The sequence below is a fragment of the Chryseobacterium sp. JM1 genome, assembly GCF_000737715.1.
In the GTDB taxonomy this organism is placed as follows: domain Bacteria; phylum Bacteroidota; class Bacteroidia; order Flavobacteriales; family Weeksellaceae; genus Chryseobacterium.
Map to the genome: position 1 here is coordinate 57,947 of NZ_JPRN01000014.1, position 22,609 is coordinate 80,555.

The window sequence follows — 22,609 nt, forward strand, 5'->3', positions numbered from 1 at the left end:
GGGTCTAATGTTTTGATTTTCAGACGATTCACCTTGTTTATCTTATCTTTTTTTTCGTATATTTAACAGTGAATCAATCAGTTAAACCTAGACGAAAAAATATTAATGATATTTTATCTTCTCTTCAATGCGAAATTTCTCATAGTTTTACAAAGAAAAGATTTATAGTTAATGCTGAAGATTTCAGTAGAAACAGAAATCTTTCTTTTTCGGTAACGATTTTATTTATGATCAATTTTTTGACCAAAAGTTTATCCCTTGAGATTGTTAACTTTTTAAGTTTTCTCAAGAGAAAAGAAATTCCTCAGAAATCATTCAGCAAGAGTGCTTTCGTGCAAGCCCGTAAAAAAATAAAACCTGAGGTCTTTCATTATCTGAATGAAAAACTGACCGAAGAATTTTACACTGACAATAGTGCCGTAAAAACAAGATTTTCTGGGAAACGCATTTTATCGGTGGATGGCTCTCGTTTAGTTCTTCCCAAAACAAAGGAGTTAGAAAAGATCTATGGTAAAACAAAGAATCAAACAGAGACTTATTCCGTTCAGGCCAAAGCTTGTGTAGTGTATGATGTGCTTAATAAGATAGCGATAGGTGGAATACTCTCATCTGTTGATACGGATGAGCGCATTCAGGCAAAAGAACTTTTTAAATATTGCAGAAAAGGAGACTTAATTATTTATGACAGAGGTTTTGCCTCGTTTGATTTTATCTACGAACATCAGCAGGCTGGTTTAGATTTTGTGATGCGTGTTCGTTTAGATTTTAATCAGGTTATAAAAGATTTTGTACTTAGGGGTAACTATTCTGAAATAGTAGATATGTATCCCTGGAAAAACTCCGATCTACGGACCAAAAACTATGATAAACTAACTTGCATAAAAGTAAGATTAGTACGTGTTATTTTACCAGGAGGTGAGATTGAAGTATTGGCAACTTCTCTTCAAAATGAAAAGCAGTATGCTGTTGAAATATTCAAAGAACTTTATTTTGAGAGATGGAAAATAGAAACTTTTTATGACGAGCTTAAAAACAAACTTAGGATAGAAGAGTTTTCGGGCTATTCAAATCAAAGTATACTGCAGGATTTTTATTCTACACTGTTGGTAAGTAATATTCAAAGCCTTATTATTGAAGAGCTTAATGAAGAACTTAAAGAAAAGCAAGGCTCTAAGAAGTACTGTTATAAAATAAATACATCTCTGTCTTATGGATTTTTTAAAAACAGAATTCTTGATTTACTTTTTTCTAAGAGAGATATAAGTGAGGCAATGGATGAATATAAAACTCTTTTAAAATCACATATAGTCCCTATAAGACCTGCTCGGTCACATCAAAGAAATACAGCAAAATATAAAGCTAGGGCAAAGCCTATAATTACTAAAAATCACAAAGATAGCCTGTAATTGATTCTTAACTTAATGACATTGGGCTAAAGCCCACCCCTATTGAATTTTATCAGAAATATTTTACTCTTCTAATCTAAAAACAAAAAAACCGCTCCAAAAATGAAGCGGCTATATTTTCTATATTTTTAGTGTATATGCTTTTCAGCGTGGTAAGAACTTCTTACTAAAGGTGAGCTCTCCACATGTCTAAAACCTAAGCTTCTTGCAAAGTCTCCCAACTCATCAAACTCTTCCGGCGTAATGAATTTTTTCACCGGTAAATGTTTTTTGGTAGGCTGAAGATACTGCCCAAGTGTAATAACATCAACGTTTGCATTTCTGATGTCTTCAATGGTTTGTAAAACTTCATCTTTAGTTTCGCCCAAACCTAGCATTACTCCTGTTTTTGTTCTTCTCTGGCCTGCTTCTTTCAAGTATCTCAATACTTCTAAGCTTCGCTCATATTTAGCCTGAATTCTCACTTCCCTTGTTAAACGTTTTACGGTTTCCATATTGTGAGAAATCACTTCAGGAGCTACGTCTACCAGTCTGTCAAGGTGCTTGGTAAGCCCCTGGAAGTCCGGAATAAGTGTTTCCATCGTGGTTCCCGGAGAAATTCTTCTTACAGCATTTACGGTTTCACCCCAAAGGATGGAACCCATATCTTTCAGGTCATCGCGGTCTACAGACGTAAGAACAGCATGCTTGATCTTCATTAATTTGATAGAACGGGCCACTTTTTCAGGCTCATCCCAATTCACATCAAGCGGTTTTCCTGTTTTTACACCGCAGAAGCCGCAGCTTCTGGTACAGATATTTCCTAAGATCATGAACGTTGCCGTTCCTTCTCCCCAGCATTCACCCATATTCGGACAGCTTCCGCTCTGGCATATGGTATTTAATTTATATTTGTCGACCAAAGTCCTAAGCTCCCTGTAGTTTTTTCCGGTAGGAAGTTTTACACGGATCCACTTTGGTTTTTGAACGGTAGTATCTTGAACTAAATTTTCCATCTCTAAAATTGAAGTTCAAAGTTAAGGAATTTTTCATGGAAACCATCTAATGGAAAAATTGATGGAACAGATAATCTTTATGGAGTCAGGAAGTCAGAAGTTGGAAGAGGGAAGTTATTAAGGTCTCAAGCACAACTATAGGACGATTTCATTAATCGTTTAAGTCTTATTTATCAAATTTAATACTGTTTTTACAAGTTTGATCAAGCAGTATATTCCGGTTTCCATCCTCATTAACCTTAATTCAGAATATAATTGTAATTTTAAATGACCAAATTTAAACTATGAAGAAGATTCTTTTAACTGCATCTGTTATCATCAGTACATTTTCCTTTGCTCAGAAAGAACTTCAGCCGGTGGGTTCGGAGATCATTGAAACTGTGGAGGGAGATCTTGATGGTGACCAAATTCCTGAAAGAGTCGTCATTTATAATACAAAAGATGAAGGTGAACTGGGCAAAATCCGTGAAATTCAGATTCAGAAAAAGAGCGGCGGAACATGGATGGTTCTGAGTAAATCAAGGAATGCGATTCTGGAAAGTGCCGGCGGAGGTATGATGGGCGACCCATATCAGAGTACAAGTGTTTCAAAAGGAATTTTAAGCATTACCCAGGCAGGAGGAAGCAGCTGGAAATGGGGCTATACAGATAAATACAGGTTTCAGAACGGACATTTTGAACTGATCGGTTATTCTTCAGAATCCGGCAGGCCCGGAGATTATTGGGCGGAGGTAGATTTTAATCTTTCCACAGGACAGCTCAACTACAAAAAAGATGTGGAAAATACTAAAGAATATGGGAAATCCAAACAGGAAACTTATATCAAAAAGGGATTAAAAATCGATCTGCAGAACAGAAATCAAAAGGATCAGAGAAAGATTGTTCTTCCAAAAACGAAGGAGGAAGTGTATCTGTGAAAATTTTGAACCGGTAAATAGTAAACTCTTAAGATTGAGCTGCTAATTGTCGGTTTGAACTACTAAATCCGCACTGCGGACTCAGTCTAATTATCATCAAATTCATTATTCTTTAGCAGTTCTGCCAGGACTTTCTTGGCACGCATCACCCTTACTTTGGTATTGGCAACGGAAATCCCGAGTTCTTCTGCGATTTCTTTGATGCTTTTTTCTTCAAAGAACCTTAATTTAATAATATCCTGGTAATTGGCATCCAGCGACTCGATGGTTTTGATGATCTTTTTCTGCTCTTCATTGGAGATCATGAGCTCTTCCGGAGATTTTGCGAACTGGTTTTTCACCTCATCAAGATTCTCAGTCGGGTCCTGGTTTTCACGGGCTCTTTTTCTCCAGAAATCAATGACCGTATTTTGGGCAATGGTTAATATCCAAGTTTTAAACTGAAAATGCGGATCGTACATATCCAGTTTCGACAGCACTTTTGAAAAAACATTCACCGTGATCTCATCTGCATCATTTTCATCTTTCACTTTCTTCATGACAAAAGAGAAGACATCCACCCAAAAAACATTGATGAGTTTGGTCTGGGCTTTCTGGTCCTTTTCTTTGGCCTTTTGAATAAGCAGGAATAGCTGTTCGTCGTTCATTATTAACAAATATAATTTTTTTAAATGAAAGGGCAAAGGGCCAAACAAGCCTTTTTATCCTTTCATTTTTTTACCTTCCCACCCCTGTTCTCTATACTCCTGAATTTACTATCTTTGCACCATAAAATTTTAAAGAAAAGTATAGATGAATTCCTTTATAGAAGAACTAAAATGGCGTGGTCTTTTTGCCGATATGATGCCTGGAACCGATGAACAGCTGAATAAAGAGGTAACTACTGCATATATTGGTTTCGACCCGACTGCTGATTCTTTGCATATCGGAAGTCTTATCCAGATCAAAATTTTAGCGCATTTCCAGCAGCACGGTCATAAGCCGATTGCTTTGGTAGGAGGTGCTACAGGAATGATCGGAGATCCGTCAGGGAAATCTGCAGAAAGAAATCTGCTGGATGAAGCTACTCTTCTTCATTATGTAGACTGTTTAAAAAACCAGCTTTCAAGATTTTTAGATTTCGAAGGTGAAGGTGCCAATAAAGCTGAATTGGTGAACAATTACGACTGGATGAAGAATATTTCTTTCCTCGATTTTGCTAAAAATGTCGGTAAGAATATCACCGTAAATTATATGATGGCGAAAGACTCTGTAAAAAAGAGATTTTCGGGCGATGGCGGAGCAGACGGGATGAGTTTTACGGAATTCACGTACCAGCTGATTCAGGGATATGATTTCCTTCACCTGTACCAAAATAATAACGTGAAGCTTCAGATGGGAGGTTCTGATCAGTGGGGAAATATCACGACAGGAACTGAACTGATCCGCAGAAAAGCTCAGGGAGAAGCGTTTGCATTAACGGTTCCTTTGATCACGAAAGCTGACGGTTCTAAATTCGGAAAGTCTGAAAGCGGAGAAAATTACTGGCTGGACAAAAAGAAAACTTCACCGTACAAATTCTACCAGTTCTGGCTGAATGCTACGGATGATGATGCAGAAAGATTCATTAAATTCTATACTTTCCTATCAAAAGAGGAAATTGAAGCTTTAGTAGAGGAACACAAAACGGCTCCTCACGAAAGAAAACTTCAAAAGAAACTGGCTGAGGAAGTAACGGTTTGGGTACATGGAAGAGAAGAATATGAAAAAGCTCTGAAAGCTTCAGAAATTCTTTTCGGTCGTTCTACGGCTGAAGATCTGGTAAGTCTTGATGAGGAAACTTTCCTTGAAGTTTTTGACGGTGTTCCACAAAAAGAACTTCCAAAGGCTGATGTAATCGGAGTAAATATTATAGATCTTCTTTCTGAAAAATCAGGGTTCTTAAAATCTAAAAGTGAAGCTCAGAGAGAAATTAAAGGAAATGCAATTTCTGTAAACAAAGAGAAAGTAAACGATACCTATACCGCTAATGAAAGCGACCTTATTGACGGAACATTTTTACTACTTCAAAAGGGTAAGAAAAGTTACTTTATTGTAAAAGCTCAATAAGAATACAAGCATATAACAAATCAAAAGAGACTGTCCGGGACAGTCTCTTTTTTATTGAATATCAAGAAAGATATTACAGGTCTTGAGTAGAGTTTTCAACAGGGTTGTTATCAGTCTAAAAAAATAAAAGCCGTGAAAGGAGCTCACGGCCTTCGTAGAGAAAGTTATCACTTTTAAAATGCTCTTGTTATTGATTCTGAAGAGCCATGAAAAAACTATTATAAAAAAGATATGTTAAGTGTCTGGTGATTGTTTTAATTCTTTTTAGAAGTTCAGTTTTTAAAATGTGTAATTGGCACTGGCAGAAAGTATCTGGCCACTTGAAGTTCCCTCTTTTTTCAATTCTCCATCTACGTAAATCTGTACCTTAAGTGTTGATGATGAAGAAGCACCTGTTGCATTCACACCAACATTAACGTTGTAAGCACCTGCAGGGCTTGTAATTTCCGGACTCGTCCATGTAGTTCCGCTAAGGCTTGATGCGGTGGTGATGGTGCTGTCATATCCATAAACGGCTACATCAATATTACTTCCGGCTGAGGCGGTTGCTTTAAAAACAACTTTATGCGCTTTCCCGGCAGGCGTATCATCGTCATCATCTTTGCTGCACGATGTCGAAAACCCTAAAAGGACTGCTGTTACTAATACGAACAATGTATATTGGATGATTTGAGATATTTTTGATTTTTTCATTTGATTGAATTGATTAATCTGTGTTTAAAACTTATATGAAATTCCGGCTTTTCCTCCTGATGCTATACTTCCCCCTCCTACTTCTACATTCACGGCAAAATGCTCTGTAAAATAATAACGGGCTCCTGCCTGTCCTGCAAAACCTACTCCTGAACTCTCTCCTCCGAAATAATCATAGTCTGAGCCATTATAACGGTAAGAAAAAGAGTTGTAAGCTAGGGTAACACCGGCATATACGTCAAATTTATTAGGAATTTTCAACAGGGTATTGAAGTGATAATTCCCGTTCAATCCTACCGAAATCCATCTGCCTTTTACGTCTCCTGAGTATTTTTCGGTGGCAAAACTTCCTTCAGCACCTACTGTGATGTCTTTGTGGATTCCATAATCAACTCCTGCATAAACGGGCATTCCCCATCCATTGGCAAGACCAATCCCCGCATTGATCTGAGCTTCTCCCTTTTGTACTCTCTGGGCATTCATGATTCCGAAAAAGGAAATTAAGCTCAGTAAAAAGATCTTTTTTTTCATTATATATTTATCGTTTTCAATGTTTAGTATTTGGGTCTGTTACAAGACTTCTGCAAAACTATAAGCCAGCACAACGGGAAACAATCCTTAAAAAAAAGTAATTTTTTCTACTGGTTTTTAGGTATTTTTATTCGTTGGTTTTTTGATTACATTCAACCTTTATTCTGAAATTGAATGATAAAGCGAATATTATTTTTTTTATACCTGCTGACAGGCCTTGTACTGCAGGCTCAGCTGTTGTTTCCACTTAATGAGAAAAAATTCACGGACAGTTTAGAGTTTGTGGTTAAAAATAATGGGAATGTCCTTTCGAAGGCTGATGCCTGTTTTCTGTTATCCAATTATTACAGAAATACCGATACGGTTAGGAGCCGCACCTATTTAAATAATGGAAAAGCATTGGGTGGAAAGGATCCGTTCACCGCCGCCAAATACCATTATTATGAGGGACAGTATTTTCTGGATCAGAATAAAGATAAAGCAGCACTATCGTATCATAAAGCCATAGAAGAGTTTTCAAAATTAAAGGACAAAAAAGCGGATCTCTACACATCTTTATGCTGGTACGGCTATGGTGTTACCCAAAAGAATAAGGCAGGCTATCCTTATTTAATTAAAACCATGCTTGAGAAAAGCATTCCAACCTCTGAAAAATATGGCGACGATAAACTTACAGGATTTTTATACACTCAGCTAGGACTCATGCTTACTTACAACGCTGAATTTGAAAAAGCCGCCAATTATAACACGAAAGCGCTCGATATTCTTGAGAAAAAAGCACCTCATTCTACGGAGTTATTTTACAATTACCTGAATATCTCCACCAATTACTGTTATCAGGTAAAAGCCGGTATCGGAAAAAAATATATGGACAAGGCAGAGAAAATGATTTCACCCTATCCTGATTCTTCGTCCAATGCGTTATTGTATTACAGCAAAACATTGTATTACATCAGCAAGCAGGAACATGATCATGCATTGGCAGCCATTGAAAAAGGATTGTTTTATACTAAAAAATTCAACCAGAAACTGCTTATTCAGATGTTCTATTTTCACAAATATGACATCTTAAAAAAGGAGCAAAAATATACGGAAGCCAAAGATTTGCTGGAAGAAATTCTTGCAGAAAAAACCCTTGCCACAGATCTCAACAATAAGAAAACACTCTACAGCCATTTATCGAACATCAATGAGATCATGGGAAATCCTACTCAGGCTTTGGTTTGGGAGAAAAAATATTCCAAACTGAATGACAGCATCAATGCGGAAAACATCAAATTGGAGATCAATAAACTGGAGACCAAATACAATACTTCTGAAAAGGAAAAGAGAATCGCTTTCCTGAATGCTGAAAAGAATCAGAAGGAAATGGAGGTTAATAAAAAGAATTACTATCTTTGGGTATTGAGCCTTTTCCTGCTGTTTATCACGATCGTTCTGGTATTTTTATTCATTATTTACAGGAACAATAAAAAGCTGTCTGAGCAGAAAGAGATCAACCTTCAACAAAAGATTGAAGACATTAATCAGAAAGAAGAGCTGGCATTAACGAAAGCCATTCTGGAAGGCGAAGAAAGAGAACGGGAACGTATTGCAAAAGATCTTCATGACGGCCTGGGCGGAATGCTCGCAGGCGTTAAAATCAATTTCTCTACCTGGTCTGCCGGACACCTTGAAGCTGAACAACACAAAGATTTTTATAAGATCCTGGATCATCTTGACCTCTCAATAAAGGAACTCAGACATGTGGCCAGGAACCTGATGCCGGAGTCTTTACTTAATTTCGGCCTTGAAACGGCTTTGAATGACCTCTGTGAGTTTTATATCCGTAAAGATCTGGATATCTATTTCCAACCCTTAAATATAGAAAAAGACCTTCCGCTTACGATCCAGCTTAATATTTACAGAATCGTACAGGAACTTCTGGCTAATGCAGTGAAACATTCCGGGGCCAGCAATATTCTTCTTCAATGCTCTCAATCCGGCGAAAACTTCATGATTACCATAGAAGACAATGGAAAAGGATTTGATAAAGACATCGAGAAACCATCGAAAAGCATGGGTTTCCACAATCTGAAAAACCGGATCAATTATCTTAAAGGAAAAATGGAAGTAAGCTCAGACAACCAGGGCACAACAATTAACATCGAACTCAATATCCATGGTGAATGAAAAAATAAATATTGTCATCGTAGACGATCACCCTATCGTCATAGAAGGACTCAAAATGATGCTGAAAAGTCAGCCTTTTTTCAACATTTCAGAAAGTTTTACTTCCGGATCGGAAATCATCAGTTTTATCCGTTCCCATCAGGTGGATATTATTCTTCTGGATATCACACTGCCGGATGCTAATGGAACTGAACTGTGCCGGGAAATTAAGAAAATATCACCGGAGACTTCTGTGATTATGTTCAGTAACCGTTCGGAGAGGAGCATTATCATGCAGTCTATACAAAACGGAGCCAGTGGTTATCTTCTGAAAAATATTTCGATAGACGAACTTGTGGTCTGCATCAAAGGAGCACTTTCAGGAAATATTGTTTTCTGCAATGAAACCAAACAGATCATCAGCCGGCCTTCTCAAAATGACTTACCGATTCCAAGGCTTACGAAACGTGAAAAACAGATCCTGCAAATGGTCGCACAGGGAAAAACAAGCGCGATGATTGCAGAAGAGCTTTTTCTCAGTCCGCTTACTGTAGATACACACCGTAAGAATCTGTTACAAAAATTCCAGGCCAGGAATTCTACCGAGCTTATCAACCGGGCCACTCAGCATCATATGATTGAGGAATAAAAAACAAAGTCTTTCAAATCAAACGCAAAAGTCAAAAAAATAAAATACCATCAAACCTTATAGGTTTTGAAAACCTATAAGGTTTCGTTTTCTAAAATATGCCTTTATATTCTTTTTAAGATTTAAAAATTTCACGCAGATTAATCAGATGGTGCAGATTTTTGCTTAGTCTACCTATTTTGCCCGTGATCCAGTAAAAAACAAAAAAACCGCTTTTAAAAAAGCGGTTTTTATTTATATATAAGAAATATATTTTATAATTCTAAGAAGCTGTAATCAATAGAAGCTACCAAAGGACCTGCTCCAACCATCTTTTTGGTTTTTACAATTTCCCCGTCTATCCAAAGATTAACTACCAGTTCAGAGGTAGCGTCAGGAAGATCTGCTTTAGCATCAAGGTTCAACTGTGCCTGGCTTGAATTAACGAAAAACTCTCCGCTCGTCCAGGTTGTCCCTACAGGATCGAAAATATCAGTCTTTACGGTTCCCACCTGTGTTACAATTGCTCTGATAACACCACCGGTTGTTGTTTTCACTTCAAACTGTACAACGTGATCTGCAAACTCCTCGTCATCATTATCCTTTTTACAAGAATTCACCACAGTAATTACAGAAAATAATAAAACGAATAAAAAAGAAAGTCTTAGTAAACTTTTTGATTTGTAAAATTGCTTCATTTCTCCAAATAGATTTTTAATGTTTCAAATATAAGTTTTTTATTAATATAAAAATAACTTTTATGAAAAATTTCCAATAAAGATTTCCAAATAATATCAAATCAGCAAAAAGCATAATTTCAGGATCGGCCCGTATTTGCGCCTTTCATCCGGTCAATATTAAATATAGATATATGGGTTCCGGTTTTGAAGTTGACAATGTGATTTATTAATTATATTTGCCGTATGAATTTAGATTATATAGTAAGAGAACCGGAACAAATCACCCCAGATACTACTGTACTTTTCATGCTGCATGGCTATGGCAGTAACGAACAGGATCTTTTCAGCTTCAGGGAAACACTTCCTGCCGACTGGCTTATCATAAGTTTCAGAGCACCCAGAGACACTCAGTTTGAAGGATATTCATGGTTTGACATAGATTTCAATAATGCTGAAAATTTCATTGATCTTGCCCAAGCGAAGGAATCACTGGACAGCGTACTGGAAAACATCCTGAAGATAGTCAATCATTATGGAATCACTGAAGGGAAGGTACATTTGTGCGGCTTCAGCCAAGGTGGAATATTGTGCTATGCTTTGGCTTTAAAACACCCAGAACTATTTAATTATGTAGCTTGTCTGAGCAGCTATCCTGAGGAAAAACTTCTGGACGGTATCGTTAAAGACAAAAAGAAACTGGAAAGACTTCGTTTCTTCATCTCCCACGGAACAGATGACGCGGTTATTCCTCTTGAGTGGGGAAGAAAGGCAGCAGACCTTCTGTATGATCTAAGCTGTTATTTTTCGTTCAGAGAATATATGAGCGGACACGGTGTCAATCAGAAAAACTATATGGATCTGATGGAATTCTACTCAAAATAGAATTTTAGGTGGCAGGTAGCAGATATTAGGTAGGAGGTTCTAGGATTAGGGATTATGCCGAAGGTCGAAACTGTGGTTTTTTGGTTTTAGTCAAGAGCTAAGAAGCAAGATTGAAGATTTTAGACATCAGACAATAATCTATTAACTTAATCATTACAAACTAGCAACTAGTAACCAGCAACTCTCATCCCGTATACCGAAACTCTCCAACCCTAGAACCCTACCACTCTCAAACTCTCTGAAGCTAAATCTTCTTAACCCGAATTCAGGTTATTTTACATAAATTTAATCAATACCCGCTGCTTTATGCAGTTTATATAAACATTCCTGCCTTTGGAATGTTTTTTTATGCATAGTAATGATAATTTCACTAAATTCAGTAAATGAAACTTAAGCTTCTTTTACTGGCATTATTCTTTAGCATTTTTCTTAGTGCCCAGAACTCTTTCGAGCTCATTAATGCCAAAAAAGTAGTTATCCCTTTTAAACTCATCAACAATCTCATCTTTATCCCAATCAACGTCAATGGTGCTGAACTGACATTTATGCTGGATACCGGTGTCGCTGAAACCATTCTTTTCAGTCTTGACAATAAGGAAGTGAAGCTGGAAAATGTTGAAAAAATAAAATTTTCCGGCCTTGGTGGAAATGTAAGTATAGACGGTTTTAAATCTGACCGTAATATTGCTAAAATAGGAGATCATCTTATCAATTCATCGATGCTTCTGTATATTGTTATTGATGAGGAATTCAATATCTCGTCCCATATCGGAATTCCTGTGAACGGGGTGATCGGGGCTCATTTTTTCAAAAACCATCCGATATCGATAGACTATATTTCTAAAAAAATAACGGTTTATCAGGATACTGATGTTCTTAAAAGGAAGATTAGAAAGTTCACGGAGCTGCCCATGACTATAGAAAAGGACAAACCTTACATCAATGCTGATGTAGAAATGACGAATGAAAAGAAAAGCTCAAAGCTTCTGATCGATCTTGGTAACAGTGATGCCATCTGGCTCTTCCCTACCCTGATCAAAGATTTTGTGTACAACAGACCCAATATTGATGATTATCTGGGCCGCGGATTCAATGGAGACATTTATGGTAAAAGAAGCAGAATCCACAATTTCTATCTGGGGGATTTTAAGTTCGAGATGCCTCTTACCGCAATGCCCGATGAATACTCTATCCAGCACGTAAACCTTGTTGCTAACCGGAAAGGGTCCGTAGGCGGAGAAATCATCCGTAGGTTTACCACTATTTTTGATTATCCCAGCGGGAAAATATATTTGAAAAAAAATAAAAATTTCGATGATCCTTTTCATTTTAACATGAGCGGACTAGACTTTAAACAGGATGGACTGGAATGGCATGAAGACCGGGTAAAAATTGAACCGAAAAAAATATCTGACGCCAGTACTGAAATTTCAGCATATGGTAGTTTTCAGTATAAATTTACTTTAAAACCCATATTTTCCATCGCAGGAATACGAAAAGACTCACCCGGCTTTAAGGCAGGCCTGAAAAAAGACGATCGTGTGCTGGTTATTAACGGAAGCCGTACTTCTGACATGACTATGGAAAAAATCATGGAACTGATGAAATCTGAAGATGGACGAAACATCACCATGGTCGTTCAGAGAAAAAATATGGAACTGACCTTTAATTTTGTTCTGGAAGATCCTATACCCTATCAAGAATAGCTTATGAAAACCGAAGAAAGCACAATAGATAAAATAAGAACCCGCCCGAGATTTAAGATGTTTACCCATCTTACCAAGGAAGAATACGCGGAAAACTTAAAAAAATACCTCGCCGGGCACAAAGACGAATTCTCCGGAAACATCAACAAGGAAGTGGCCACAATCTGGGTAGAAACGAAATATGATAACTACTGGAAACCCAGGCTGTCTTTAAGAATAGAGATTGAAGATGATGACATTGCCATACGTGGCGTATTCGGCCCTAGTTCTGCAGTGTGGACGTTCTTTATGTTTCTTTATTTTTCCTTCTCCATTCTATGGATGACCTTTTTCACCATGTATTACGTGGAAAAACAAATAAAAAGCGCTGAGTTCCCGTGGGCCCTGAGCGCTTCATTTATGATGTTATTCTGTATTCTTCTTACGTATGCAGCGGCCAGATTCGGGCAGCACAAAGGCAAGGAAGAGATGCTTAAGCTTAGAAGATTTGCTGAAGAATCTACTTTACAGTTTGAAAAGAAAATTAATTAACGGGAACTTCTGCAGGTTTTTCACTTTGAACCGGAGCCATTGCTTTAGCGGTTTTAATGGAATCTGCAACTTTTTCTCTGTTGTCCTGTTCTTTTATCATTCTGTCTACATTAGGTTCCAGAAGTTTGGTCATTTCTTCTACTGAAATATTATTGGCATTGGGATCATCCAAAAGTTTTTTCCAAGGCTTTCTTCCTCCCCATTTGTAATCTCCGAAAACCATTACTGGAGTACCTTTCGCTTTGGTAGTAGCCCCTCCGGGATTCAGGATCCAGGTATCTGCGTATGAATATAACCACTGTGCATCTTTCATTAACAAACGAAGACATGAATGTGATGCAGGATAACCCGGAAGATCATACTGGTGCCATCCGATTCCTCCGATATTATGAATATTGAAGTTATAAGGAAGTTTCCATTCTGTGCTCACGGTTGAGATAGACAGCTTCTTTTTCCAGTTGGCGAAAGTAAGTCCGCGCGTTGTCTGTGCAGCCTTTTTACCCATACTGGTTGGTCCCCATTTGACAAGACTTCCGTTAGAATATACTCCGTAAGCCTGTATAGGATAAGAAAATATCACAAACTTTTTCACGCCGCTTAATACATCCAACTGCATTGGAAATGGTGAATAAGACATCAGCGTGGTATCTATTTTAGCAGGAACCACCAAAGTATCCGTATTGAATCTGTTTTTAGAATCAAGCCTGTTTAATGCTAAAATCGCATAACGTTCTTTTTCGCTGTATTTTTTACTGAATTCCGCGTAGATAGAATCTCTCATCTTTTTATCCTTCGGAAGGACAAAAGCGTTATAGAAACCGTTTTCCTGCATTGCCGGCGGAACGGATTCTTTCTGTACTACAGAATCTTTTTTGATGGAATCTTTTTCTACGGCAGAAGTCTCTGATGAGGAAACCGTATCTTTAAGAGTATCGCTTATTTTTTCAATTTCTTTCTTACATGAAACCAGCATTGCGGCGCTAAAGCAAGCATATAAAAATATTTTTTTCACAGATATGTTTTTCATAAATAAAACAGGCCATTTAGTTTGGTTACCCATTGCAAATATCAGACCTAAATTTGAATCACAAAAGACATTGTAAAAAATACCGTAAAAAAACGGTATTTAAGTATATTGTTTTACAGCAGTTTATTGGTTTTGGCGTAAGAAAGGGCTTCAGCAATGTTATTGACACCAATTTTATCAAAGAGCTTTTTCCGGTGAAATTTTACAGTATCGGCAGAAATAAACAGTTTTTCTCCAATTTCATTGATAGTCAATCCACTGGCATACAAACTCAGAATTTCATATTCTCTCTGGGAAAGCTTTATTTTTTCTTCTTTCTCCCATTTTTTGGCTACCACATCAAATTTCCAAAACTCATCCGATCTCTCTTTGCTTATCACGATATTCCCCGATGAAGTATTGTTCGAAAGTGAAACGATACACAATGCTTTCCAGATCTGTCCTCCTTCAGTAAGAAAAATGGGTGTGAGTTTATGATTGACAAGAACCTTATTCTTTTTGCCATTAATCAGGTAGAAATCGTACGAAATGGAATACAGTTTCCGCTCATCCACAGGAATATTCTCATAAAATTCAAATCCGGCTTCATTGATATTTATTAAAAGCTCCACATCTTCAGGTTTTACATTCTGAAAATAAAAAGCATAGCCCAAGGCTTTCACCTCTTCCGATGATTTTCCACACAGGAACAGCGGATTTTCAGAGACATAATCAAAAGCTCTGGTCTGATAATCGATCACATATAAACTCTGATACGTGAGTCTGGAAAAAGCCTTTATAGCTTCCAGATAGTTTCCTACCTGGCTGCGGTCTATTTCAGCATTGGTGCTGACATCATTTTTTTCGTTAAAAAATCTATTAATTTCTTCCATACACCCTTAATAAATTGGCACAATCACTACCCAAAAGTGTAGTATTTACATCATTTATACAAATCTACACAAAAGTGTAGTGCTTATCAAAATACTGTGATCTATTTTTGCTGTAAATAACCTTAGTTCTGTACCTAAAAACAAATTAATAGCCCAAAGATGAAAAGTATCTGTCTTTATCCTCTATTTATTTTTTCTGCAGCACTTGTTATTCTTCTGTCCTCTTTCCAGATCACCAAAGGCAGACATCTTTACCGCAATCAGTGGAAAATTCCTGCTCACAAAAATCTGAAAATCAAAAATTCGTCGAAAGAGACTCTTGAAGTGGTTTTATATAATCCTTCACAGAAAGACGACCTTCAATATGCAATCAATAACCATGAAATAAAGGAGCTGCCCAAGAATGATTCGGTCAAAGTTAGAGTAGATTTCACCCATGAAGTTTTTATCGTAAATAATTCAGCCCAAGAGGGCTTGTTCAGACTGAAAATAATAAATAACGCCGGCCGAATTAAAGCAGCCCTTAGAGATCAGCTCCCCTTATAACAGAATTTATTTTCTGAAAAAAAAACCACAAACTGTTTGAAACATCATAACAGCTGATCCTAATCTATTACTGTCTTTTTGGGCAGTAATTTTTTTTGGTCCGGTTTCGGGTTTGAGTGTCGGAGGGTTTTAGGGGTGGAGATTTTGGGGGCGAGAGGTGCTGGTTATGGTGGCTTAGAGTCCCTCAGCCACCATTTGGAATGCCGGTTATTTGTTTGGGATATTCAAATAGAAGTGCTGCATCCGGGAGGTACTCGAAACCAACAGCAATAGGTCTGAAATCTGTCTATTTCTTTATTCTTTGTATTGGTACTCTAATACCCATTCATCTTCACTTGCGAAGCAAAATTCACCATTGACATTCTTGCTCCCTATTTTCAACCTTCGGCACAATCCCTAATCCCTAATCCCTACCACCTGCTACCTTGTCCCCATCCATTTCAAAGTTCCATTTTTATCAAAACTGTACGCATCCTGATGCCACGAAGCTCCTCCTCGGCATCCGGTGTACAGCAGTTTATTTTTTTTGTCTATCGATACATCACAAAGGCACGAACAGGCTGACTTGGAGTAATCCGGCTCTTTAAAGAGATCAAAACGCTTCGTTTTCGGGTTATACAGATAAATGGTAAAGGTACTGTAGACACCCATTCCGGCATCGGGAATGATGAAAGAAAGATCATCGTATCCATCAAAATTATAATCCTCAATAATGCTTTGCTGGGCTGGATCCGGGCTGTCCGGAAAAGGAAGTTCTGTGGTCATCCTTTTTCCGTCAGGATACTCGATCAGCAGTCTGTTATTATAAAAATGATTAAAGGAGATTATGGCACCATGCAGCAGGTATTTATCCTCGCCGTCCGGTTCTCCCTCTTCTTCCACAAGGTCAAGGTTAAAATGTGTGAAATCCCGTATTCTGATGTAAGAGGGATCTACAATCACATTATTCATTTGCATCATTTTATAGGTTCCGTTAAGTTTTCCGTTAACCATTTCATCCCATACAAAATAATGATGGGCCGGTTGACCGGGGCCTTGCGAAATGGTGTCCAGTCTGTAATTTTTGACATTTAACGGAATAATTTCTTTCTTCCCTTCATACTGTATAAAAGCTCCTTTCCCGCCATTCCCATAATACAGTTTCAGCCTGAGTTCTTTCATTTCAGTAACGTATTTTAAAGTGATCGGCTGGGCGTGCAGAAAAGTCCCGAAAATAGCAGCTACAAAGAGCAGAAAAAGTTTTTTCATAGGATTATTTTTTTTCACCGTCACACTGCAGTTCTGCAATAATTCATTCTTACATATTGTACGGTTGAGTATTTTGAGCTTAGCAAATATATGCTTTAAATGTTTTTTTTAAACGGCATTCAGCGCATTAATAATATTTTGTCATTAATAACCATTTTTAGCTGCTGTAGCCTGATAACTTAAGGTTTTATAATACCTGTGCAGATAATCGTATACTACCATTTCAAACAAACGCTGTTCTGAAATGAACAATCGGTTTACAGCCATATGAAAGATGCTTTGAAAAAAAGTAGGCAGTGATTTCAGCTCCGGGCTGTTTTCAAATTCGTCCACAATTTTCTCCAGTTCCGCTTCACTTAGAGCAATATTATTCAGAATCAGTTCCCGGATCTCTGTAAATTCTGATGACTCCAAAAATTCAGAAAACTTTGGAAAGAACATTCTGTATTTTTTATCCAGCTGCCGGTTAAGCTTTTTATCCGCTCTGAATTCTTTTTTAAAATAATGATTATAATCCTTTATCCAGATTAATTTCTGTGCGACCGGCAGATTAATTTTCGACAGCAGCTGATCGATATAAAATAATATAATGATCAGTTTTTCTTCATCCTTTGCCCACAAAAACTGAAGGGTAAGCAGACTGTTATGGCAAAATAATGTTTCAGCATAAGAAATTGTAGTCTCACCATATCTTTCAATTTCTCTGATGTAAGTATCATTCACGATAGTAGAAATCTCGCCGGAATCTACATATTTTTCCATGCCGGCAACCAGTTGGGTGAGTATATGATGATAATGTTCCGGGCTGTTGAGAGAAAGCCTCAGCCGTATATGGGAAGCAGGATCTCTGTACCTGATAAAAAACCAGCAGTTCACTTTGCTTTCCTGCAGAAATAAATCCGTAAGCGGCTGTATGACTTCCTCCAGGATGAGATCCGCTGTTTTTATTCCGGTATAAATTTTCAGATAAACCCAATGGCCTCCCGGCAAAAAACTCCGTTTAACTTTCATGCTTGTTTTTGTAGGCTGTAAAGATATACTCATGAATAAAAGCTTCATTATCGAGGTGTAAAAACTCTTCTATTGTGACAGACTGATTTCGTTTTACGCTGTTTAGAAATAAAAGAACCATATCATAATTCTGCAGATGAATAACCAGTTTGTTATCGGAAACTGCCCATGCAATCCAATCAGGGATATGTCTTTTTTCCTGCCATTTTTTGATTTCGCTCAATAAGGCAATGCTGTTTTCTTTCAATAAATAGAGGTTTCTCAGTTCTTGCAGGTCTACTTTCCATTTTGCTTTTGAGAGAATAATATCATCGTATTCCACTCTTGGCAGATCGTCATAGATCTTCTCCATATCTCCCCAGTTAAAGTAAACTCCGGAACGTTTGTTCTGAGTGTTGAGATCACATAAAAAATGATAAACAGGCAGAGAAGATGCCGGATAATTGTGGGCATTGGTCAGGTAAGGATGTATTTCCTTATTCAGTCTTTTCGAACGCAAAATGATCCTGCCATTCCTGATGCTGATGAACAGATCGTCTATAGAAATCACATATTCGTCCGGTAGTAAAGATTTTGCCAGATAAGAAATTTCATACTTTCTGTGGATCTGTCTTCTTAATATATTTCCCGCCCTTGACTGTGGCAGATGTACAATTTCTGCTAAAATAACATCCGGGTTCAGGTCTTCTTCTTTTTGAATAATGGTTTTTATATGGTTTCTTATTTCATGCCTGTCTGTGCAGAATCTGGCCAGAAGATTAGCGCCACTGCCCCCTCCGCTGCCATTGATCATTAATTTCTCCACTCCGTTTTCAGCAGCTATTTCCGATATAAACGAAAGGGTGTCGGGGAGGTTTTCCCAGTTTTCATGATCATCTTTAAAATCTTCATCTTTAAGCCGGATAATGCCTCCTTTACTGAATCCTGCTTGTTGTATTTTTCTGTTGAGCAGCTGCTGGACTGGCGATAATTGAATAGTCTGTTTCCCGGTCTCCGGTGATTCAGGGATCATAAGGTCATCAAGATAGGGATGAATTCCTTTTGCATCGCTATTCTGTACATATCCTATTCCTATTTCGGTATCCAGGGCATAAGCCAGAGGAATTTCCTGCATTTCAAACCTTTCATAAAAAGCTTTTCTGAACTGTATAAAATGAGAATCTTCCGAAGGTAATGTGATTATATTCAGAAACTTTAATGCTTTTCCGAGTTTTTTTCTCCAGACATGGCTGAGCACATTTTTATTCCTGTAATACAGATCCGTTTGAAGTAAATATTTCCTGTCAAAATCTATAGGAAAACCGTTTACAAGATCTTCTATGGCTTTATACTTTGCGGGAGAGTTTCCTACTTTCGCATCGAGTTCATGAATTTTTTCCCTGATTGTACTTATCCTGGAAAATTCAGTTTCAGCACCGGTTTTCTGTAAGACCGACATGATGTTTTCCAGGAAATCATTTCCGGATACATTGGGAACCAGCTCATTCACCAGGACCTGATTGTCTATCAATTCTTCAATAAATTCTTTCGCATCTTCCCCGGTAATGTCATCATCCGTAAGAAGACTGCTCAATTGTTGAATGGTCATTCCGCCCTGCACATGGATAATAGCGGCCAATTCTGCTGATAGTGGCGCAGAAGAAATGATGTATTCTCTTTTACCCTGATGATACTGATATTCTATATAACGGATTTTTTCACCTACTTTATAAATACTGTTATTGGGATAATAGAGCAGCTTTTCTTTGATATAAGGAAGACTGCTTAAATAATCTGCTAAAACGACCAGAAAATGCATATCCGGCTTGGTATCGCGTATATATGATGTATGTGTTTTTTTTTCTTCAGTACCGGATTTTTGAGAGGTTTCTGAAAACCGCCCGATATCAACTCCGGAAAATAAGCCAAAAGGGGTACAGCGGGTACTCATTCGGATGAAATACTTGAGAAGCGTATTGTAAAGCTCTTTCGGAATAGCATTCGGTTTTAGTGGATTATCCTCAGCATCCTGCCATTTCTTAACGGCTTCATACAAATCAGGCGAAGCGAGATAAAGAGCTTCAAGAAATAAAGGGTCATGATATATTCCGTTTATGATTTTATCCGGCTCTTCAAGAGTTTTCTTTAGCTTATGAAAAGAAAACAAAGGGGTCCGGATTACAAAATCATTAAAAAACTGATAAGAAACTGGTGTCATTTATTTTTGACTCTTTTCTTTGGGTTGATAATCAGGATGCCCCAGCTGCCAGAACGCAAAAGCGAATATATCGCTCAGATTAGCATAGGCCTGTGCTACAGGTATATCATTGCCATGGCCCCCTTCATAGTCAATTTTTAAGAGAACAGGTTTTTTTGAAGCGTTATGAGATAAGAGCTTAGCTGCAAATTTTGCAGGAACCCATGTAGCGACTCTCGGGTCATTCACTCCCGAAGTAATAAGTGTCGCCGGATATTTTACTCCTTTTTTCACATGTTGAAAGACATCCATGTCCAGTAAGCTTTTAAATTCTTCCTCAATGGCCGGATTACCATATTCCTTAAAACCGGTTTCTCCAATACCTTCATATCTTGTCGTATTCAGAACCCCTGCTTCTATGATTACGGCTCCATATAAGTCCGGTCTTTCAGTCATGGCTCTTCCTGTCGTAATTCCTCCTGCACTGGCTCCCCAGATTCCTATTTTCTTTGGTGAGGTGTATTTTTTATCAATCAGATATTCCGAACAGGCGATAAGATCTTTCCAGGAATTGGATTTTTTGGTTTTCTGCCCGTCCATATGCCACTGAACACCTTTTTCTCCGCCGCCTCTTACATGGGCAATGGCTAAAATTCCGCCTTCACTGGCCCATACCAGATAGCTTCTTGCAAAAAAGGGTGAAAAGGAAGTTCCAAATGCACCATAACTTTGTATCAGTACAGGATTTTTGCCGTCCCGTTTTAAATTCTTATTATAGATTAAAGTCAGGGGCACTTCTACTCCATCAAAAGATTTAATGACGGTTTCTTCTGCTATGATATCTTTAAATTCAGGATATTCGGTGATGGGAGCCAAATTTTCGGCTGCAAAAGTATTTGTGGCCAAATTATATCTGAACCGCTGGTTTTCATTGGCCCAACCCGAACAATTGATCCAGATGTCTGAAGAATTTTTACCTTTTGACTGCAAACTGATGCTGCCTGACACGTAAGGAAGTTTTATAGCGGTTTCTTTTCCGTCTCTGTAGATATACAGTTTTGCTTCTACTCCGTTCTTTGTGGTGGTGTAGTAAATTCCGTCTCTGGTAATGGCGTATTCAGTGATTACTTCATCCTTTTTTTCAGGAACCAGTACTTCGGGATTTTTAAAATTCTTTTGAGTAGTGGTCGTTCTGCATAATTTGTAATTAGGCGTATTAAATCCGGATAAAAAGTAAATTTCGTCTCCTGAAAGCCTTATGTAGGTTACTTTACTGTCTTTATCGTAGAGGAGTTTCCAGTTTTTCCCGCCTTTCAGTAAATCATTTTTACCGATGATAAATGTTTTTCTAAAATCTTCTGCATCTACCAATATTCCGATGTAATATTTATCGTCCGGATTAAAAGCCAATACAGCAGGGAATTCCTCCCTGCTGATGTTTAGACTTGAATTGTTTGCGTTGGAAAAAACGTCATTCAGTTTTTCAGGATTTTCTCCTATCCTGTACAGGATAGATTGAGTATCTTTTCTGAATTGATCTGAATTAATATCAATGACCGGGTAGTAGACATAGAAGAAACCACTGTTGTCTTCCAGCCATTTAATACCGCCAATGCGGGAAGGATTGGTATGGGTAATGATCTCAGGATGTATATATTTTGTTTTTACATCTATGATGACCACTTCGGATAATTCTTTTCCTTTTTCAGTTAAAGAAATCGCTACCCTGCTTCCGTCCCAGCTTGGACTGATTAAATTAATTATATGATTATGTGTGTTTTCATGGCTATTAGTTTTAAAGAAAGCCGGATCATACAATAATTCTTCTTTTCCTGCAAAACCCGATCTGTAATATGCTTTTGCCGTTTTTTCACCCGCATTCCTCTTCAGGTAGAAATAAGTATCGTTTTGTGTAATTTTAAGGTCTGAAGTAGAATACCCCTGTTTTTTATCGAGCTCCAGGCGTTTTTCTACATAATAATTCCGTTTTGGAATTGTATTGAGAACAGAGTTGGAATAATCAGTCTGGGATTTCATCCAATTCAGTGTATTCGGATCTTTCAGGTTTTCTAAATTTCTGTAATCATCTACGATCTTCACTCCAAAATATTCGTCTGTAACAGGTACCGATATTGCCTGATTATTTTTTTGAGCTTTAAAAAAAGCTACGATAAATAAAAAAATACATAGAAATAACTTATAATACATGATATAGAATAATTAAAATGGGGCAATGATTTATTACAGAAATTTACAGTAATTAATATCCCACACCTCCAACACCTCCCTGCTGGTTACCGCTTCCGTTTTCAGGATCAATGCAGCTGTCGATTCTGGTGGGTCTGGTTCCGCCTCCGCCAAAGATTTTGGTTTGGTTATTAATTTTTACCAACTGTAATTTTTCTAAAGATAATTTTTTTTCTTTTTTAATTTGCTTTTTCATAAGGCTTAATTTTAATTTAAGACTGCAAAGGAAATATTTTTTTTTTGAATCCTATCACACTATTATTGATAAATTCAT

21 protein-coding genes are annotated in these 22,609 nt (G+C 37.5%); 9 read left to right on the forward strand and 12 right to left on the reverse strand.

The features are described from left to right. Positions 1–68: 68 nt before the first annotated feature. Positions 69–1,406 (forward strand): IS4 family transposase, encoded by a 1,338-nt coding sequence (locus IW22_RS19385; protein WP_131401767.1) that lies wholly within the window; start codon positions 69–71, stop codon positions 1,404–1,406. 128 nt (positions 1,407–1,534) lie between these two features. Here IW22_RS19385 and lipA read toward each other — a convergent pair whose 3' ends face one another. Continuing rightward, positions 1,535–2,401, reverse strand: coding sequence for a lipoyl synthase (gene lipA, locus IW22_RS19390; RefSeq protein WP_034729990.1), 867 nt, complete (start codon positions 2,399–2,401; stop codon positions 1,535–1,537). 284 nt (positions 2,402–2,685) lie between these two features. On the opposite strand from lipA, the gene IW22_RS19395 reads away from it, so the two are divergent. After that, positions 2,686–3,318, forward strand: coding sequence for a hypothetical protein (locus IW22_RS19395; protein WP_034729993.1), 633 nt, complete (start codon positions 2,686–2,688; stop codon positions 3,316–3,318). A gap of 86 nt (positions 3,319–3,404) precedes the next feature. Here the strand turns inward: IW22_RS19395 and IW22_RS19400 are convergent, their stop codons facing one another. Further along, on the reverse strand, positions 3,405–3,965 hold the full coding sequence (locus tag IW22_RS19400) for an RNA polymerase sigma factor (RefSeq protein WP_034729995.1): 561 nt from the start codon (positions 3,963–3,965) through the stop codon (positions 3,405–3,407). 145 nt (positions 3,966–4,110) lie between these two features. On the opposite strand from IW22_RS19400, the gene tyrS reads away from it, so the two are divergent. After that, complete coding sequence (tyrS, locus tag IW22_RS19405) at positions 4,111–5,406, forward strand: tyrosine--tRNA ligase (protein WP_034729997.1); 1,296 nt, start codon at positions 4,111–4,113, stop codon at positions 5,404–5,406. Between the two features lie 279 nt (positions 5,407–5,685). Here the strand turns inward: tyrS and IW22_RS19410 are convergent, their stop codons facing one another. Beyond that, positions 5,686–6,099: a hypothetical protein gene (locus IW22_RS19410; RefSeq protein WP_034729999.1), complete on the reverse strand. Its 414-nt coding sequence runs from the start codon at positions 6,097–6,099 to the stop codon at positions 5,686–5,688. Between the two features lie 24 nt (positions 6,100–6,123). Continuing rightward, a complete protein-coding gene (locus tag IW22_RS19415; RefSeq protein WP_034730001.1) occupies positions 6,124–6,630 on the reverse strand; it encodes an outer membrane protein in 507 nt (168 codons plus the stop codon). Between the two features lie 174 nt (positions 6,631–6,804). On the opposite strand from IW22_RS19415, the gene IW22_RS19420 reads away from it, so the two are divergent. After that, on the forward strand, positions 6,805–8,802 hold the full coding sequence (locus tag IW22_RS19420; RefSeq protein ID WP_034730004.1) for a sensor histidine kinase: 1,998 nt from the start codon (positions 6,805–6,807) through the stop codon (positions 8,800–8,802). Then, positions 8,792–9,430, forward strand: coding sequence for a response regulator (locus tag IW22_RS19425; protein WP_034730006.1), 639 nt, complete (start codon positions 8,792–8,794; stop codon positions 9,428–9,430). Before IW22_RS19420 ends, IW22_RS19425 begins: the two co-directional genes overlap by 11 nt. A gap of 254 nt (positions 9,431–9,684) precedes the next feature. Here the strand turns inward: IW22_RS19425 and IW22_RS19430 are convergent, their stop codons facing one another. Further along, positions 9,685–10,107, reverse strand: a complete 423-nt coding sequence (locus tag IW22_RS19430; protein ID WP_034730009.1) for a hypothetical protein — start codon at positions 10,105–10,107, stop codon at positions 9,685–9,687. A gap of 225 nt (positions 10,108–10,332) precedes the next feature. Here IW22_RS19430 and IW22_RS19435 point away from each other — a divergent pair, with 225 nt between their 5' ends. The 3 genes from IW22_RS19435 (at position 10,333) to IW22_RS19445 (ending at position 13,208) form a co-directional block, all read left to right on the forward strand. After that, a complete protein-coding gene (locus IW22_RS19435; protein WP_034730012.1) occupies positions 10,333–10,971 on the forward strand; it encodes an alpha/beta hydrolase in 639 nt (212 codons plus the stop codon). A 383-nt stretch (positions 10,972–11,354) separates the two neighbouring features. Continuing rightward, entirely contained in the window at positions 11,355–12,677 is a 1,323-nt protein-coding gene (locus tag IW22_RS19440) for an aspartyl protease family protein (protein ID WP_034730014.1), read from the forward strand. A gap of 3 nt (positions 12,678–12,680) precedes the next feature. Then, positions 12,681–13,208 carry a hypothetical protein gene (locus tag IW22_RS19445; RefSeq protein WP_034730016.1) on the forward strand — a complete coding sequence of 176 codons (528 nt, stop codon included), beginning with the start codon at positions 12,681–12,683 and terminating at the stop codon, positions 13,206–13,208. Here the strand turns inward: IW22_RS19445 and IW22_RS19450 are convergent. Both IW22_RS19450 and IW22_RS19455 read right to left on the reverse strand, forming a co-directional pair. Next, positions 13,201–14,220 (reverse strand): L,D-transpeptidase, encoded by a 1,020-nt coding sequence (locus tag IW22_RS19450; protein WP_034730124.1) that lies wholly within the window; start codon positions 14,218–14,220, stop codon positions 13,201–13,203. The genes IW22_RS19445 and IW22_RS19450 overlap by 8 nt on opposite strands. Before the next feature lie 128 nt (positions 14,221–14,348). After that, positions 14,349–15,107 carry a response regulator transcription factor gene (locus IW22_RS19455; protein ID WP_034730019.1) on the reverse strand — a complete coding sequence of 253 codons (759 nt, stop codon included), beginning with the start codon at positions 15,105–15,107 and terminating at the stop codon, positions 14,349–14,351. Between the two features lie 159 nt (positions 15,108–15,266). On the opposite strand from IW22_RS19455, the gene IW22_RS19460 reads away from it, so the two are divergent. Beyond that, a complete protein-coding gene (locus tag IW22_RS19460) occupies positions 15,267–15,653 on the forward strand; it encodes a hypothetical protein (protein ID WP_034730022.1) in 387 nt (128 codons plus the stop codon). 420 nt (positions 15,654–16,073) lie between these two features. Here the strand turns inward: IW22_RS19460 and IW22_RS23815 are convergent, their stop codons facing one another. The 5 genes from IW22_RS23815 to IW22_RS19485 form a co-directional block, all read right to left on the reverse strand. Further along, entirely contained in the window at positions 16,074–16,901 is an 828-nt protein-coding gene (locus tag IW22_RS23815; RefSeq protein ID WP_131401768.1) for an XAC2610-related protein, read from the reverse strand. A 144-nt stretch (positions 16,902–17,045) separates the two neighbouring features. Beyond that, positions 17,046–17,912, reverse strand: coding sequence for a thiopeptide-type bacteriocin biosynthesis protein (locus IW22_RS19470; protein ID WP_034730025.1), 867 nt, complete (start codon positions 17,910–17,912; stop codon positions 17,046–17,048). Continuing rightward, complete coding sequence (locus tag IW22_RS19475) at positions 17,902–20,109, reverse strand: lantibiotic dehydratase family protein (RefSeq protein WP_034730028.1); 2,208 nt, start codon at positions 20,107–20,109, stop codon at positions 17,902–17,904. The genes IW22_RS19470 and IW22_RS19475 overlap by 11 nt, the downstream gene beginning before the upstream one ends. Then, entirely contained in the window at positions 20,110–22,296 is a 2,187-nt protein-coding gene (locus IW22_RS19480; RefSeq protein ID WP_034730032.1) for a prolyl oligopeptidase family serine peptidase, read from the reverse strand. It abuts the gene before it with no gap. A 52-nt stretch (positions 22,297–22,348) separates the two neighbouring features. Continuing rightward, entirely contained in the window at positions 22,349–22,531 is a 183-nt protein-coding gene (locus IW22_RS19485; RefSeq protein ID WP_034730035.1) for a hypothetical protein, read from the reverse strand. Positions 22,532–22,609: the final 78 nt, after the last annotated feature.